The sequence below is a fragment of the Amycolatopsis taiwanensis DSM 45107 genome, from assembly GCF_000519205.1.
GTDB classification, from domain to species: domain Bacteria; phylum Actinomycetota; class Actinomycetes; order Mycobacteriales; family Pseudonocardiaceae; genus Amycolatopsis_E; species Amycolatopsis_E taiwanensis.
The window spans coordinates 217,492-233,207 of the sequence record NZ_JAFB01000003.1; the positions used below are offsets into that span (position 1 = coordinate 217,492).

General features: G+C 70.9%; 13 protein-coding genes. 7 read left to right on the forward strand and 6 right to left on the reverse strand.

Annotated features, from left to right (window positions below):
• Positions 1 to 70: 70 nt before the first annotated feature.
• The 4 genes from A3CU_RS0101005 to A3CU_RS0101020 form a co-directional block, all read right to left on the reverse strand.
• Positions 71 to 823 (reverse strand): SDR family NAD(P)-dependent oxidoreductase, encoded by a 753-nt coding sequence (locus tag A3CU_RS0101005; protein ID WP_027940679.1) that lies wholly within the window; start codon positions 821 to 823, stop codon positions 71 to 73.
• Positions 824 to 831: 8 nt separating this feature from the next.
• A complete protein-coding gene (locus A3CU_RS0101010) occupies positions 832 to 1,416 on the reverse strand; it encodes an FKBP-type peptidyl-prolyl cis-trans isomerase (protein ID WP_027940680.1) in 585 nt (194 codons plus the stop codon).
• Between the two features lie 32 nt (positions 1,417 to 1,448).
• The gene (locus A3CU_RS0101015; protein ID WP_027940681.1) at positions 1,449 to 3,734 is read right to left on the reverse strand and encodes an ATP-binding domain-containing protein; all 2,286 of its coding nucleotides are present in this window, start codon (positions 3,732 to 3,734) and stop codon (positions 1,449 to 1,451) included.
• A gap of 121 nt (positions 3,735 to 3,855) precedes the next feature.
• Positions 3,856 to 4,818, reverse strand: a complete 963-nt coding sequence (locus A3CU_RS0101020) for a heme o synthase (protein ID WP_027940682.1) — start codon at positions 4,816 to 4,818, stop codon at positions 3,856 to 3,858.
• A 275-nt stretch (positions 4,819 to 5,093) separates the two neighbouring features.
• Between A3CU_RS0101020 and tkt the strand changes: the two genes are divergently transcribed.
• The 7 genes from tkt to A3CU_RS0101055 all read left to right on the forward strand — a co-directional run bounded on the left by tkt (position 5,094) and on the right by A3CU_RS0101055 (position 14,768).
• On the forward strand, positions 5,094 to 7,196 hold the full coding sequence (tkt, locus tag A3CU_RS0101025; RefSeq protein WP_027940683.1) for a transketolase: 2,103 nt from the start codon (positions 5,094 to 5,096) through the stop codon (positions 7,194 to 7,196).
• Between the two features lie 14 nt (positions 7,197 to 7,210).
• Positions 7,211 to 8,320, forward strand: coding sequence for a transaldolase (tal, locus tag A3CU_RS0101030; protein ID WP_027940684.1), 1,110 nt, complete (start codon positions 7,211 to 7,213; stop codon positions 8,318 to 8,320).
• A gap of 5 nt (positions 8,321 to 8,325) precedes the next feature.
• Entirely contained in the window at positions 8,326 to 9,945 is a 1,620-nt protein-coding gene (locus A3CU_RS0101035; RefSeq protein WP_027940685.1) for a glucose-6-phosphate isomerase, read from the forward strand.
• A gap of 34 nt (positions 9,946 to 9,979) precedes the next feature.
• Positions 9,980 to 11,509: a glucose-6-phosphate dehydrogenase gene (gene zwf / locus A3CU_RS0101040; protein ID WP_027940686.1), complete on the forward strand. Its 1,530-nt coding sequence runs from the start codon at positions 9,980 to 9,982 to the stop codon at positions 11,507 to 11,509.
• 52 nt (positions 11,510 to 11,561) lie between these two features.
• Complete coding sequence (gene opcA / locus A3CU_RS0101045; RefSeq protein WP_027940687.1) at positions 11,562 to 12,566, forward strand: glucose-6-phosphate dehydrogenase assembly protein OpcA; 1,005 nt, start codon at positions 11,562 to 11,564, stop codon at positions 12,564 to 12,566.
• Positions 12,567 to 12,606: 40 nt separating this feature from the next.
• Positions 12,607 to 13,386, forward strand: a complete 780-nt coding sequence (gene pgl, locus A3CU_RS0101050; RefSeq protein ID WP_027940688.1) for a 6-phosphogluconolactonase — start codon at positions 12,607 to 12,609, stop codon at positions 13,384 to 13,386.
• Between the two features lie 278 nt (positions 13,387 to 13,664).
• Positions 13,665 to 14,768, forward strand: a complete 1,104-nt coding sequence (locus tag A3CU_RS0101055; RefSeq protein WP_425388213.1) for a sensor histidine kinase — start codon at positions 13,665 to 13,667, stop codon at positions 14,766 to 14,768.
• A 196-nt stretch (positions 14,769 to 14,964) separates the two neighbouring features.
• Here the strand turns inward: A3CU_RS0101055 and A3CU_RS0101060 are convergent, their stop codons facing one another.
• Both A3CU_RS0101060 and secG read right to left on the reverse strand, forming a co-directional pair.
• Entirely contained in the window at positions 14,965 to 15,306 is a 342-nt protein-coding gene (locus A3CU_RS0101060; RefSeq protein WP_027940690.1) for an RNA polymerase-binding protein RbpA, read from the reverse strand.
• Between the two features lie 53 nt (positions 15,307 to 15,359).
• Complete coding sequence (secG, locus tag A3CU_RS0101065) at positions 15,360 to 15,590, reverse strand: preprotein translocase subunit SecG (RefSeq protein WP_027940691.1); 231 nt, start codon at positions 15,588 to 15,590, stop codon at positions 15,360 to 15,362.
• Positions 15,591 to 15,716 lie beyond the last annotated feature (126 nt).

The window sequence follows — 15,716 nt, forward strand, 5'->3', positions numbered from 1 at the left end:
AGAAACCCGGCCTCGAGGAGATCCGAAGTGGCTTGCGTGGCGGTGCGGGCAGCGGCACCCGAGGCAGCTGCTAGGAACCGCCGAACCGGCCGGCGAGCCGGCGGTAGACGCCGGGCAACACGGCGCGGACCGCGACCGGCAGGCGCAGCCAGCCCGGGACGTAGGTCTCGGCGCGCCCATCACGCACGGCGCGCACCACCGCGGCAGCCACCCGGTCGGCCGGAATGGGCCGGGGCGAGCGCCGCTCGTACGGGCGGCCGCGGCGAGCGAAGAACTCGGTGTCCACCACGCCCGGCACCACCACACCGATCCCGACCCCGGTGCCGGACAGCTCGAACCGCAGGCTTTCGGCGAACCCGTCGAGGCCCGCCTTGACCGCGCAGTAGACCGACTCGCCCGCCACCCCGGTGCGGCCGGCGATGGATGTGACGAACACGATACGGCCGGGTGAGCGCAGCACCGGCAGCAGCGCGCGGGTCAGCTCGATCGGTGCGGTGAGGTTCACCGCGACCAACCGGCGCACTTCGTCGCCGGTCATCTCGGTGAACGGGCCCGCCCAGCCGATCCCGGCGTTGTTGACCAGCACGTCCACCGCGCCGAACCGCCCGATGATCTCCTCGGCGGCGGAGGTCACCGCGCGGGCGTCGAAGAAGTCCGCCGGCAGCACGGCCCCCGAGGTCCGCTCGGCCAGCGCCGCGAGACGCGCGGGGTCGCGGCCGTGCAGCACCAGCCGGGCGCCCGCCCGGTGCAGCCTCAGCGCGGTGGCCGCGCCGATCCCCGAGGAGGCGCCGGTCACCACCACGACCGCCCCGTGCAGGTCCACGGCGGGACTCAGCCGGTGACCTGCACGGCGTCGACCACGAAGACCAGAGTCTCGTTCGGCTTGATCGGGCCGTTGCCGGTGGCGCCGTAGCCCAGCTCCGGCGGGATGACCAGCAGGCGCCGGCCGCCCTGCTTCATGCCGTCCAGGCCCTGCTCCCAGCCCGGGATGACCTTGCCCTGCCCCACCGTCACGGGGTAGGGCTGGGCGCCGAAGGTGTTCTGCTGGTCCACCCTGTCCGACCAGGTGAACAGGTCGTAGTTGGTCTCCACGGTGCTGCCGGCGGCGACCGTCGCGCCCGTGCCCGCCTTCAGATCCTTGGTGAGCAGGCTGGTCGGCGCGCTGCAGGTGTCCGGGATAGTGACCGATGGCTTGCTGCCGAAGTCACCGCTGACCTTGATGTCGTCGGCTGTGCATGCGCGTGCCTGGGTGCTGGTCTGCGGCGCACCCGACGTCCCCGACACACCGGCCGGGCTCGGCGCCGGGTACGTGGGACCGTCACCCGCCGGGTAATTCGAAGCCACTTGGCTGTTGGCGCAGGCGGCGAGGCTCAGCGCCGCGGCCACCACGATCATCATCTTGCCAGCGTTACGCATGGCGCTCACCTTAACCGGGCGCTGACCAGTCCTTATCCGGTACCCACGAGTGGCGCCAACTCCGCGCGGGTGTAGACGATCCCGAGGCGGCGGGTCGCGCGGGTGAGCGCCACGTACAGGTCGTTCCATCCGCGTGGCGAGGAGGCCACGATCTCCTCCGGTGCCACGACGACCACCCCGTCGAACTCCAGCCCCTTGGCCTCGCCGACGGTGAGCAAGGACACGCGGTCGTCGTCCGGGACTGCTTCACGCAGCTCGGCGAGCCGGCTCGCCGGACCGATCACGGCCACCGTGCCGCCGTCCACCGCGCTCATCTCGCGGTCCACGAGAGACAGTATGGGCTCCGTGGAAATCCTTTGTTGCCAAGGGGAAACGCCGGTTTCCCGGACCGATGTCGGCACCCGCAGGGCCGGATCCACCCGGGCGAGGGCGGCCGCGGCCAGGCCCATGATCTCCGCCGGGGTGCGGTAGTTGACGGTCAGCTCGCGCAGCCGCCACCGGTCGGCCACGTACGGGCCGAGCACGTCCTGCCAGGACGAGCTGCCCGCGGGCGCGCCGGTCTGCGCGATGTCGCCGACCAGGGTCATCGACCGGCTCGGGCACCGGCGCATCAGCAGCCGCCAGTCCATCGGGGACAGTTCCTGCGCCTCGTCGACGATCACGTGCCCGAACGTCCACCGGCGATCCCGGCGGGCCCGCTCGGCGGCGGTCAGCTCGCTGCGGCGTTGCTGCCGTTCGGCGAACAGCTCGGCGTCGAGGACGTCGGCGACCCGCAGCACTTCCTCGTCGATGATCTCCTCGTCCTGCTCGAGGATGTGCAGCACGCCCTCGGCATAGGCACGCTCCTCGCGTTCGCGCCGCTCCCGCGCGGCCCGCTGCTCGATGTCGTCCACGCCGAGCAGCTCGGCGAGCTCGTCGAGCAGCGGCACGTCGGCCGGCGTCCACCTCGACTGGGCCGGCCGTAGCAGGTGGGCGCGCTCGGACTCGGTGAGCGCCTGCCCGGAGGCGGCGGCGAGGCGCTCCGGCGAGGCGAACAGCTCACGCAGCAGCCGTTGCGGGGTCAGCTTGGGCCACAGGGAATCCAGCGCGGCCTGGACGGTCTCCGAGGCGGCCAGCTCGGCGTGGATCTCCGCGTGGTCCCTCGCGTCGAGCACCTCGGCGTCGGGCTTTTCCCCCTCCTGGAGGGGAATGTCGGGCACCCCTTCGAACAGGTCCACCTCGAACCGGCGCGCGGCCTGCTCGCCCAGGTCCGCGAAGACCTCCTCGACGAACACCCGGCGGGCGAGGTTGTGCGGGCGGAGGGTGCCGCGCGCCTTGGCGCGAGCCCGTTCGCAAGTGGCGGGGTCGAGGCTGAGCACACCGCCGTCGAACGGGACTTCCAGCACGCCCTCGGGCACCTGCTGCCGGTCACGGACCGCCTCGGCGAGCACGTCGGCCAGCACCGCACGGCCCTTGATCTCCGCCGCCTCCCGGGTGTCCACGCCGGTGGCAAGCACGCCCGGGAACAGCTGACCGACCGTGGACAGCAGCACGTCGGTCTCGCCCAGCGAGGGCAGCACCTGCCCGATGTAGCGCAGGAACGTGCTGTTCGGCCCGACCACGAGCACTCCGCGGCCGGACAACTGCTCGCGGTAGGTGTAGAGCAGATAGGCGGCGCGGTGCAGGGCCACGGCGGTCTTCCCGGTGCCGGGACCACCCTGCACGACGAGCACGCCGCCCAGGCCGTCGGTGATGATCCGGTCCTGCTCGGCCTGGATGGTGGCGACGATGTCGCTCATCTCCCCGGTCCGGCGCCGTTCCAGCGCGGCGAGCAGCGCCGCTTCACCGGCCAGGCCGAGGTTGTCGCCGCTCTCGGCGGAGGACAGGTCGAGGATCTCGTCGTCGAGCTCGACCACCTTGCGGCTCAGCGTGCGGATGTGGCGGCGCCGCCGCACGCCCTCCGGGGAAGCGGCCGTGGCCAGGTAGAACGGCCGCGCGGCGGGCGCGCGCCAATCGAGCAGCAGCGGCTCGTAGTCGTTGTCGGCGTCGAACAGGCCGAGCCGGCCGACGTAGGTGGTCTGGCCGTCGTGGAAGTCGAGTCGGCCGAAGCACAGGCCCTGCTCCACGGAGGTGAGCTGGGCGAGTCGCTCGGAATACATGGTGGCCGAGACGTCGCGCTCGGTCCGTGCCTGCGGCGTGCCGCCGGTCTGGTTCAGTGTGCCGGTGAGCCCCAGCTGGGCGGTCTCCCGTTCATCGTCGAGCTTGCGGTAGAGCATCGACACGTAGTCCTGCTCCCCCGCGAGATCGGTCGTGTTCTCCGGTTCCCGTTCTGGCGACAGGGACACGAGCAACCCACTTTCGCATCAGGATTTCGTGGCCCGAGGTTCGTGACCCGAGCCCTCGATCATACCGGCGAACGCGGCGGCTACTCGCGAACGCGGGGCTACCGGCGAAGCGACGTCAGAACGGCAGGCCGAGCGCGGGCATCCCGATCGCGGAGTCGACGGCCAGCGCGCAGAACACGACCATCAGATAGGTGTTCGAGCGGTGGAACAGCGCCATCGGCTTGGTCTTCGCGCCCTGGCGCACCTGACGGAACAGGCCGTGCGCGTAGCAGAGGAACCAGGTGCCGGCGGCGAGCGCGAAGACCGCGTAAAGCCAGCTCGTCGCGGGCACCAGCAGCAGCGTCCAGCCGACCATCACCCACGAGTAGATGACGATCTGCCGCGCGACGTGCTCCGGGGTGGCGACCACGGGCAGCATCGGCACGCCCGCACGCTCGTAGTCCTCGCGGTACTTCATCGCCAGCGCCCAGGTGTGCGGCGGGGTCCAGAAGAAGATCACCGCGAACATCACGAACGCCGGCCACTGCACCGTGCCGGTCACGGCGGCCCAGCCGATCACCACGGGCATGCAGCCGGCCGCCCCGCCCCACACGACGTTCTGCGCCGTACGCCGCTTCAACACCAGCGTGTAGACGAAGATGTAGAAGAGGATGGTGGCCACGGCCAGCACCGCGGCGAGCGGGTTGACTGTGAAATACAGCATCACGAACGAACCCGCGCCCAGCACGAGGCCGAACAGCAGCGCGTTGCGGCGGGGCACCGAGTCGCGCACCAGCGGACGGCGCTTCGTGCGGTTCATCACTTTGTCGATGTCCGCGTCGATCACGCAGTTCAGCGCGTTCGCGCTGCCCGCTGCCATGCTGCCGCCGACCAGCGTGGCCAGCATCAGCCAGGGCGAGGGAATCGCCCGCCCGGCGAGGAACATCGCCGGGATGGTGGTGACCAGCAGCAGCTCGATGACCTGCGGCTTGGTCAGCGCAAGGTAAGCACCGGCGAGCTGGCGGACGCGGCGAAGCCCGGTGGGCTGCACACCGATGGTGCGCTCACTGCGTCGGCGCGCAGCGTTCACCAACGACATTTTGCTCCCTGGGTCGAGTTCGGCCGGCGCCCGCACGGAACCGCCTTCGCGACCGATCGTAATCACGTCCGATTCCTGACGGCGGACAGGGGTGACGCTGTGTGTGAGGCGTGTCCGGGTTGGCACCACTGGGTAGCCGACCTACTAGGCTGGCGCCGGAGGCCGGGGTGCCCGGCCGCCGGCAGGAATAACCTCCCTTCGGAATCGATTGGGATGAGTGGGCCTGCGCGAGAGACATCGACCGTTACGACAACAGCACGGGGAGCCCGAGTTCAGTGTCCGAAACCGCCCCTATCAGCGAGAACAACCCTCTGCTCCGGCGGAACGTGCCGGCCGACTGGACCGATCTCGACACCCGCGCCGTGGACACCGTCCGAGTGCTCGCGGCCGATGCCGTCGAGAACGCCGGTAACGGCCATCCCGGCACCGCGATGAGCCTGGCGCCGCTGGCGTACACGCTCTTCCAGCGCGTGATGCGGCACGACCCCGAGGACCCCGAGTGGCCGGCCCGCGACCGGTTCGTCCTCTCCGCCGGCCACAGCAGTGTGACCCTCTACATCCAGTTGTTCCTCGCCGGATACGGGCTCGAACTGGCCGACCTCAAGCAGTTGCGCAAGTGGGGCTCGAAGACCCCTGGCCACCCCGAGCACGGGCACACCGCGGGTGTGGAGACGACCACCGGCCCGCTCGGCCAGGGCCTGGCCAACGCGGTCGGCATGGCCATGGCCGCACGGCGTGAGCGGGGCCTGCTCGACCCCGACCCGGCCCCCGGCGAGAGCCTGTTCGACCACCACATCTACGTGATCGCCTCCGACGGTGACATCGAGGAAGGCGTCACCTCCGAAGCCTCCTCGCTGGCCGGGCGGCAGGAACTGGGCAACCTGATCGTCTTCTACGACGACAACAAGATCTCCATCGAGGACGACACCACCATCGCGCTGTCCGAGGACACCGCCAAGCGCTACGAGTCCTACGGCTGGCACGTGCAGGTCGTCGAGGGCGGCGAGGACGTCGTGGCGATCGAGGAGGCGATCAGGGCGGCCAAGGCCGACCCGCGGCCGTCGTTCATCGCGCTGCGCACCATCATCGGCTATCCCGCGCCGACCAAGATGAACACCGGCAAATCGCACGGTGCCGCGCTCGGCGCTGAGGAGGTCGCCGCGGTCAAGCGGATCCTCGGCTTCGACCCCGACCAGAACTTCGAGGTCGCCGAGGAGGTGCTGGCCGCCACCCGTAAGGCCGTCGACCGCGGCAAGAAGTGGCGCGCCGAGTGGCAGGAGCGCTTCGACGCCTGGGCCGCGGCGAACCCGGAGCGCAAGGCCCTCGCCGACCGGCTGGCCACCCGGAGCCTGCCCGCGGGCTGGGAGCAGAAGCTGCCCACCTGGGAGCCCGACGCCAAGGGCGTCGCCACCCGCAAGGCCAGCGGTGAGGTCCTCTCCGCGCTCGCCGACGTGCTGCCCGAACTGTGGGGCGGGTCGGCGGACCTGGCCGAGAGCAACAACACCACGATGAAGGGCGCCGACTCCTTCGGTCCGGAGAAGGCCGCCACCGGGATGTGGCGCGCGCACCCCTACGGCCGCACCCTGCACTTCGGGGTCCGTGAGCACGCCATGGGCTCGATCCTCAACGGCATCGCGCTGCACGGCGGGACCCGGCCCTACGGCGCCACGTTCCTCGTGTTCAGCGACTACATGCGCCCGCCGGTGCGGCTGGCCGCGCTGATGAACCTGCCGGTGACCTACGTGTGGACGCACGACTCGATCGGCCTCGGCGAGGACGGCCCGACGCACCAGCCGATCGAGCACCTCGCGACGCTGCGCGCCATCCCCGGACTGAACGTGGTCCGGCCCGCCGACGCGAACGAGACCGCGGCCGCCTGGAAGGCGATCCTGGAGGACGTCGGCCACCCGTCGGGCCTGGCGCTGACCCGCCAGAACGTTCCGGTGCTGGAAGGCACCTCCGCCGAGGGCGTGGCCAAGGGCGGGTACGTGCTCGCCGAGGCGTCGAACGGCTCGCCCGAGGTGGTGCTGATCGGCACCGGTTCCGAGGTGCAGCTTGCCGTCGAGGCCCGGGAGGCTCTGGAGGCCGCGGGTGTGCCCACCCGGGTCGTGTCCATGCCGTGCGTCGAGTGGTTCGACGCGCAGGACGAGGAGTACCGCGAGTCGGTGCTGCCGTCGGGCGTCAGGGCCCGGGTGGCCGTGGAGGCGGGTCTGGCGCAGCCGTGGTACCGCTACGTCGGTGACGCCGGCGAGATCGTGTCGATCGAGCACTTCGGTGCCTCGGCCGACTTCAAGACCCTGTTCCGCGAGTTCGGGTTCACCGCCGACGCCGTCGCCGACGCCGCGCGCCGCTCGCTGGCCAAGACCAGGAAATCGTGAAAGGGATGACACTCATGACCGACCGACTTGCTCAGCTCTCCCAGGCCGGCGTGTCCATCTGGCTCGACGACCTGTCCCGGGAACGGCTCGACACCGGCAACCTCGCCGAGCTGATCCGCGACAAGCACGTTGTCGGGGTCACCACCAACCCGACCATCTTCGCCAACGCCCTGTCCCGGGGCGATGCCTACGACGAACAGGTCCGTGAGCTGGCCGCCCGCGGAGCCGACCTGGCCGCCGCGGTCCGGGAGCTGACCACCACCGACGTGCGCAACGCCGCGGACCTCTTCCGCGACGTCTACCGCGCGACCGGCGGCACCGACGGCCGGGTGTCCATCGAGGTGGACCCGTCGCTGGCCAGGGACACCGAGCAGACGGTGGCCGAGGCCAAGGAGCTGTGGAAGGCCGTCGACCGGCCGAACATCTTCGTGAAGATCCCGGCCACCGAGGAAGGACTGCCGGCGATCACCCGGACCCTGGGCGAGGGCATCAGCGTCAACGTCACGCTGATCTTCTCGGTCGAGCGCTACCGCAAGGTGATCGACGCCTTCTTCGCCGGCCTGGAGTTGGCCAAGGCAAACGGCCACGACCTGCGCGCGATCGAGTCGGTGGCGTCGTTCTTCGTGTCCCGGGTGGACACCGAGGTCGACAAGCGGCTCGACGCGATCGGTTCCGAGGAGGCGAAGGCGGCGCGCGGTGAGGCGGCCATCGCCAACGCCCGGCTCGCCTACGCCGCCTACGAGGAGCTGTTCGCCACCGACCGCTGGCAGGCGCTGAAGGCGGCCGGCGCCAACCCGCAGCGCCCGCTGTGGGCGTCCACCGGGGTGAAGGATCCGTCCTATTCGGACACCCGCTACGTGGACGACCTGGTGGTCGCCGGCATCGTCAACACCATGCCGGAGAAGACCCTCTTCGCGGTGGCCGACCACGCCGAGATCGACGGTGACCGGGTCACCGGCACCGCCGAGCAGGCCCAGCAGGTGTTTGACAGGCTAGCCACGCTGGGTATCGACATGGCGGACGTCTTCCGCACCCTGGAGGACGAGGGTGTGGACAAGTTCGACAAGTCGTGGGCCGAGCTGCTGGACACGGTCGCCGGCCAGCTGGGCAAGACGAAGGGCTGACCATGATGCCGGGGGAAGAGACGAAGGTCACCATCACCGACGGCGAGCTGGCCGCGAAGTCGGCGCCGTTGGTGGACAAGCTGATCGCCGACCAGGTCGCCGGCAAGCTCGCCGCCGGTGACCCGACGCTGTGGGGTCCGGCGGCCGAGTCCGAGGCCGCCATCCGCCTGTCCTGGACGGCTTTGCACCGGAGTTCGCGCCCGCTGATCGGTGAGATCGAGGCGCTGCGCGCCGAGTTGCACCGCGAGGGCATCGACCGCGTGGTCCTCGCCGGGATGGGCGGGTCGTCGCTGGCGCCCGAGGTGATCACGCGCACCGAGGGCGTGCCGCTGACGGTGCTGGACACCACCGATCCCGGGCAGGTCGCCGACGCGCTCGCCGGTGACCTGAACCGGACGGTGATCGTCGTGTCGTCGAAGTCGGGCGGCACGGTGGAGACCGACAGCCACCGGCGGATCTTCGCCAAGGCGTTCGCGGACGCCGGGATCGACGCGGCGAGCCGCATAGTGGTGGTCACCGACCCCGGCTCACCGCTGGCCGAGCTCGCCGAGGCCGAGGGGTACCGCAAGGTGTTCCTGGCCGACCCGCACGTGGGCGGCCGCTACTCCGCGCTCACCGCGTTCGGGCTCGTCCCGGCCGGCCTGGCCGGGGCCGATGTGGCGCGCCTGCTCGACCAGGCCGCCGGCGTTGCGGAGAAGCTGGCCGCCGACGGCGCGGGCAATCCCGCGCTGACGCTGGCGGCCGCCTGGGGCGCCGCCCACGCCGACGGCGCCGAGAAGGTCGTCCTGGCCGACACCGGTTCCGGCATCACGGGCTTCGCCGACTGGGCCGAGCAGCTGATCGCCGAGTCGACCGGCAAGCAGGGCACCGGCCTGCTGCCGGTCGCCGTCGACAGCCCGGGCGCGCCCGGGTTCGCCGACGCCGGCCCGGACGCCACCCCGGTCGCCATCGGCCCCGGTACCGACGCGGCGCCGGTCGCGACCGCGGGCCCGCTGGGCGCGCAGTTCCTGCTGTGGGAGTTCGCCACCGCGATCGTGGGCCGGCTCCTGGAGATCAACCCGTTCGACCAGCCCGACGTGGAGGCCGCCAAGCAGGCCGCGCGGGACCTGCTCGACGACCCCGCCCGGCTCGAGGGCGGCGCGCAGCCGTCCGCTGCGGACGGTCCCGTGGAGATCTTCGCGCCGGCCGGAGTGTCCACGGACGGCACGCTGGCCGAGGTCCTCCGCGCGTTCCTGGCGCTCGCGCCGGAACACGGCTACCTGTCCGTGCAGGCCTACCTCGACCGGCTCGACGACGCCTCGGCCGCGCTGCTGCGCGGAGAACTGGCACGGCGGAGCGGGTTGCAGACCACCTTCGGCTGGGGCCCGCGCTTCCTGCACTCGACCGGCCAGTACCACAAGGGCGGTCACCAGAACGGGATCTTCCTGCAGCTGACCGGCGCTCCGGAAACCGACCTCGAGGTGCCGGGCCGGCCCTACACGCTGGGCAAGCTGCAGCACGCGCAGGCGCTCGGGGACGGCCAGGTGCTCACCCAGCACGGCCGCCCGGTGCTGCGCCTGCACCTGACCGACCGGGCCGCGGGCCTGGCGCACCTGATGCGTGCGGTCGAGGAGGTCGCCGAGTGAGGGTGTCAGCGCGCGAACCAGGGAAGGAGACAGTGTGACCGAGCGGTGGACGAACCCGCTACGCGATCCCCGGGACAAGCGGCTGCCCCGGATCGCCGGACCGTCCAGCCTGGTGATCTTCGGGGTGACCGGGGACCTGTCCCGCAAGAAGCTCATGCCGGCGATCTACGACCTGGCCAACCGTGGCCTGCTGCCGGCCGGCTTCTCCCTGGTCGGGTTCGCGCGCCGGGACTGGGCGAACGAGGACTTCGGGCAACTGGTCCACGACTCGGTGGCGGAGCACGCACGCACGCCGTTCCGGGAATCGGTGTGGCAGCGGCTGGCCGAGGGAATCCGGTTCGTGCAGGGAAGCTTCGACGACGACGCGAGCTTCGACCGGCTGGCCGACACCGTGCGTGAGCTCAACACCGAGCGCGGCACCGGCGGCAACACGGCGTTCTACCTGTCGATCCCGCCGAGCGCGTTCCCGGTGGTGACCAAGCAGTTGGCCCGCTCGGGCCTGGCCACGGCGGACGAGCACAGCTGGCGCCGGGTCGTCATCGAGAAGCCGTTCGGGCACGACCTGGCCAGTGCCAAGGAACTCAACGCGATCGTCAACGACGTCTTCCCCGAGGAATCGGTGTTCCGCATCGACCACTACCTCGGCAAGGAGACGGTGCAGAACATCCTGGCCCTGCGCTTCGCCAACCAGCTGTTCGAGCCGATCTGGAACGCCCACTACGTCGACCACGTGCAGATCACCATGGCCGAGGACATCGGCCTCGGTGGCCGCGCCGGCTACTACGACGGCATCGGCGCCGCCCGGGACGTGATCCAGAACCACCTCCTGCAGTTGCTGGCGTTCACCGCGATGGAGGAGCCGGTCTCCTTCGAACCGCGCGCCCTGCGCTCCGAGAAGATCAAGGTGCTCTCGGCGACCAAGCCGGTGCAGCCGTTCGACGAGACCACCGCGCGCGGCCAGTACGCGGGTGGCTGGCAGGGCGGCAAGAAGGTGCCGGGCCTGTTGCAGGAAGCGGGGTTCGCGAAGGACTCGACGACCGAGACCTACGCCGCGGTCACCCTCGCAGTGGAGAACCGCCGGTGGGCCGGGGTGCCGTTCTACCTGCGTACCGGCAAGCGGCTGGGCCGGCGGGTGACCGAGATCGCGGTGGTGTTCAAGCGCGCCCCGCACCTGCCCTTCGACCGCACCGACACCGAGGAGCTGGGGCAGAACGCCCTGGTCATCCGGGTGCAGCCGGACGAGGGCGTGACGCTGCGGTTCGGGTCGAAGGTGCCCGGCACCACGATGGAGGTCCGCGACGTCACCATGGACTTCGGCTACGGCCACGCCTTCACCGAGTCCTCGCCGGAGGCCTACGAGCGGCTGATCCTGGACGTGCTGCTGGGTGAGCCGTCGCTGTTCCCGGTGAACGACGAGGTCGAGCTGTCCTGGGAGATCCTGGACCCGATCCTGGAGCACTGGGCCAAGCACGGCGCGCCGGAGTCCTACGCGCCGGGCAGCTGGGGGCCGCCCTCGGCGGACGCCCTGCTCGCCCGCTCCGGCCGGAACTGGAGAAGGCCGTGACACCGGCCATCCCGATCGATTGCGCGCAGTCGCGGAAAGGACAGCGGCGAGGATGATCATCGACCTGCCATCCACGACGACTTCACAGGTCAATCGCAAGCTCGTCGAGATCCGCGAGCGCGGTGGGGCGGTCGCCCTCGGCCGGGTGCTCACCCTGCTGATCGTCGACGACGACGGCGCGCACCTGGAGGAGCACATCGACGCGGCCAACGAGGCCAGCCGTGAGCACCCGTGCCGGGTGATCGTGGTCGCGCGCGGCTCGCGCACGGCGGCGCCCCGCATCGACGGCCAGATCCGGGTCGGCGGTGACGCCGGCGCCAGCGAAGTGATCGTCCTGCGGCTCTACGGGCCCCTGGCGAGCCAGGGCCAGAGCGCGGTCATCCCGCTGCTGCTGTCCGACGCGCCGATCGTGACCTGGTGGCCGGGCGCGGGCCCGAAGGCCCCGGCGCAGGACCCGCTGGGCCAGATCGCGCAGCGCCGGATCACCGACTCCGCCGCCGAGCGGAACCCGGTCCGGGCACTGGCCGGCCGGCGCAAGACCTATGTGGAGGGTGACAGCGACCTGGCCTGGACCCGGCTGACCAACTGGCGTGCGCAGCTGGTCGCGGCGCTGGACCTGCCGCCGCACGAGGAGGTCACGGCCGCCGCGGTCACCGGCGAGGCGGACTCGCCCTCGACGGAGCTGCTTGCGGGCTGGCTGGCCGAGTACCTCGACATACCGGTGAAGCGGATCAAGTCGACCACCGCCCAGGGCATCGAGGCGGTGTCGCTGGAGCGCCGGTCAGGGCCGGTCAAGCTGTACCGCCCGGACGGCAAGGTGGGCACGCTGACCCAGCCCGGCCAGCCGGCCCGCCGGATCGCGCTGCACCGCCGCAACACCAAGGACTGTCTCATCGAGGAGCTGCGGCGGCTGGACCCGGACGAGGTGTACGAGGCCGCCCTGCACGGTCTGGACAAGCTCGCGGCTTCCTCGGGCGCCGGTGCCAGGGCAGCGCGCAAGCCCGGCGGTGCCCGCAAGACTGCCGGTCAGGCGAAGGCGAAGGCCCCCGCGAAATGAGGCCGGCGCCCAGGGTGGCGGCCGGCGAAGGGAGAGTTCGGTGAGCAAGACCGAAGTAGTGGTCTACGCCAATTCCGACCTGTTGGCGGCCGCCGCCGCGGCCCGGCTGGTGACCCGGCTGGTCGACCTGCAGGCGGCCAAGGGATCGGCGTCCCTCGTGCTCACCGGCGGCGGCACCGGGATCGCCGTGCTGGAGCAGCTGCGCCGGTCCCCGGCCCGGGACGCGGTGGACTGGTCACGGCTGGACCTGTACTGGGGCGACGAGCGGTTCGTACCCGCGGACGACGACGAACGCAACGAAAGGCAGGCCCGCCGGGCGCTGCTCGACCACGTACCGGTCGACGAGAAGCGGGTGCACCCGATGGCCGCCTCGGACGGCGAGTTCGGCGACGACCCCGACGCGGCGGCCGAGGCGTACGCGCGGGTGCTTGCCGCCAATGCCCGGCCGGAGGACCACGGCGACGTACCTGGCTTCGACATCATGCTGCTCGGGCTGGGCGGCGAGGGGCACACGGCGTCGGTGTTCCCGGAGTCGCCGGCGGTGTACGAGACCGAGCGGTCGGTGATCGCGGTGCGCAACAGCCCCAAGCCGCCGCCCACGCGGATTTCCCTTACCCTGCCGGCGATCCGGCAGGCTCGCGACGTCTGGCTGATGACCACCGGAGGGGCCAAGGCGGACGCCGTCGCGCTGGCCCTCTCCGGCGCGGGCGAGGTGCAGCTGCCGGTCGCCGGAGCGCGCGGCACGCACCGGACCCTGTGGCTCATCGACCGGACCGCCGCCGCGAAGCTGTCACACGTCTACCTGCCGCCCACCGCCTGATCGGCCGCATCCGGGGGGAACGCCTGACGATTGCCGGTTACCGTGCGTGAGAAATCCGGGACCATGACCCGACCGCGTTAGCATCCGCACATTTCTTTGTAACGGCGCGTCCCATTGGCGGGTCTCGACAGTCTCATGGTCCGAGTCGAGAAGACGAATGAGGTCCGAGCATGGGCACTGAGGGGCTCCCCATTCCGATCACGGTCGGCGGCCCGGGCGCGGGGGCCACCGACCGCACGCGGGAGCGGACCACCGCACGGCCCGTCTTCCCGTTCAAGATGCCGCTCAAACGGGAAATGTGGTCTTCCGTGGCCATGGACGCCGCCGCGGTCGTGCTGGCGGCGCTCGACGTCTGGCTGGTCATTCCGGACAAGGCGCCGTCGTATTCGCTGTACCTTTCGGCGCTGGCCTGCCTGTCGCTGGTATTCCGCCGGTGGCTGCCGTTCGTCGTCGTGCTGGGCACCGTGCCGGGGTTCCTGACCGGCTGGTCGCAACTGGCCGCGATGATCGCCCTCGGCATGCTGGCCACCCGCAAGCAGATGCACTGGAAGGTGTGGGCCGGCGCGACGCTGGTGTGGGCGTGCCGGTTCATCCAGTGGCCGCTGTCCGACTTCGCCGAGCTGAGCTGGCGGGAACACGCCATCGACGCGATCTACGCGGTGCTGGTCGCCGGCATGCCGATCGCGATCGGGCTGCTGATCGGGGCACGGGCCGAGCTCGCGCAGCGGCTCGGCGAACTCGCGGCGAGCCGCGACCGGGAACGCAAGCTCCGGGACGACGCGGTCCGGGCCGAGGAACGGGCCCGGCTGGCCCGGGAGATGCACGACGTCGTCTCCCACGACATCACGCTGATCGCCATGCAGGCCGGAGCACTGACCGCCGCGCCCGGCTCGGCCAACGCACTGGAAACCGCGCAAACGATCCGGACGCTGTCCACGCGCACCCTCGAAGAGCTCCGGTCGTTGGTCGGTGTGCTGCGCTCCGGCGCCCACGACGACGGCCCGCAACCCGGAATCGGCGAACTGGACCAGCTGGTGCAGGGCAGCGAGGTGCCGGTGCAGCTGAGCGTGGACAGGGTTCCCGAGCAACTGCCGGCCAAGGTGTCCGCGGCCGCCTACCGCACCGTGCAGGAATGCCTGACCAATGTCCGCAAGCACGCGCCGGGTGCGGCCGCGACCGTGGTCGTCGTAGGCAAGGAAGAGACGCTGACCGTCGAGGTCAGCAACGACCGGCCGCGCCGGCCGGCCACCCCGCTGCCCTCGGGCGGCCACGGCCTCACCGGGCTGGCCGAACGGGCCAGGCTGCTCGGTGGCAGCTTCGAGACCGAGCCGACCGAGGACGGCGGATTCCGAGTACGCGCCAGCTACCCAGTGGACCCCTGAACCCCTGGACGCCTACCACGTGGTGTTTCAAAGCGCGGAGCCGCTTGCGGTGGGCCGTCCACTTGCACCGCCGCGGGTTCTGAGGCGGTTCCTGGCGAGGACAGCGCCGACGTGGTGAATTGGCCACTCATGAGGAGGCGATCCCGGAGCCAGGGACCGCCTCACGCACCGCCACGCAAGCCACTTCGAAACACCCTTAGATCTGGCGGCGGAGGCGGAGGCGCTCTAGCGCCTCGGCGAGAATGGCCTCGCCGTCGGCGTCGCTACGCCGTTCCTTCACATAGGCCAGGTGGGTCTTGTACGGCTCGGTCCGCGGAGCGGCCGGAGGGTTCTTTTCGTCCTGACCGCCCGGCAGGCCGCACCGTGGGCAGTCCCATTCCTCCGGAATCTCGGCGTCCATCGCGAACGAGGGACGCGACTCGTGCCCGTTGGCACACCAGTAAGACACCCGGCGACGGGGCGCGGACTCACCGCGCTCGGACTCACCGGAAGGACCGGCACCGACCCTGGTGCCGCGAATCGCATTACCGCCAACCATGAATCCTCACAGTGTTGTCTGGCGGCGCACCCCCCATAGGCACGCCCGTGCTCTCAGACCTTCATCAACAGGCCGAGTCCCACGATGCTGATCAGCCAGATCGCACCGAGCAGCAGGGTGATGCGGTCGAGGTTCTTCTCGGCCACGCTCGACCCGGCCAGGCTCGACTGCATCCCGCCCCCGAACAACGACGACAGCCCGCCCCCGCGGCCGCGGTGCAGCAAGACCGCGACACACAGCAGCACGCTGGACGCGATCAACAGGATTTGCAGGAACAGTTTCATCTCTTCCTCTGTCGTTGTCCGAAGGTGAAGCGGGACCTCATGGTGGTACCCCGATCCTACGTCACCTGCCACGGGCGAGCCCGACCGTGTGACGGTCTGAGGTTGACAGACTACTCGTCGCCCGCG

Bases quoted from the DNA above. Each gene is read 5' to 3' on its own strand.
- A3CU_RS0101010 (WP_027940680.1), bottom strand. From the start codon at position 1,416: ATGCGTAACGCTGGCAAGATGATGATCGTGGTGGCCGCGGCGCTGAGC.
- A3CU_RS0101020 (WP_027940682.1), bottom strand. From the start codon at position 4,818: ATGTCGTTGGTGAACGCTGCGCGCCGACGCAGTGAGCGCACCATCGGT.
- tal (WP_027940684.1), top strand. From the start codon at position 7,211: ATGACCGACCGACTTGCTCAGCTCTCCCAGGCCGGCGTGTCCATCTGG.
- A3CU_RS0101035 (WP_027940685.1), top strand. From the start codon at position 8,326: ATGCCGGGGGAAGAGACGAAGGTCACCATCACCGACGGCGAGCTGGCC.
- opcA (WP_027940687.1), top strand. From the start codon at position 11,562: ATGATCATCGACCTGCCATCCACGACGACTTCACAGGTCAATCGCAAG.
- A3CU_RS0101055 (WP_425388213.1), top strand. From the start codon at position 13,665: ATGCCGCTCAAACGGGAAATGTGGTCTTCCGTGGCCATGGACGCCGCC.
- A3CU_RS0101060 (WP_027940690.1), bottom strand. From the start codon at position 15,306: ATGGTTGGCGGTAATGCGATTCGCGGCACCAGGGTCGGTGCCGGTCCT.
- secG (WP_027940691.1), bottom strand. From the start codon at position 15,590: ATGAAACTGTTCCTGCAAATCCTGTTGATCGCGTCCAGCGTGCTGCTG.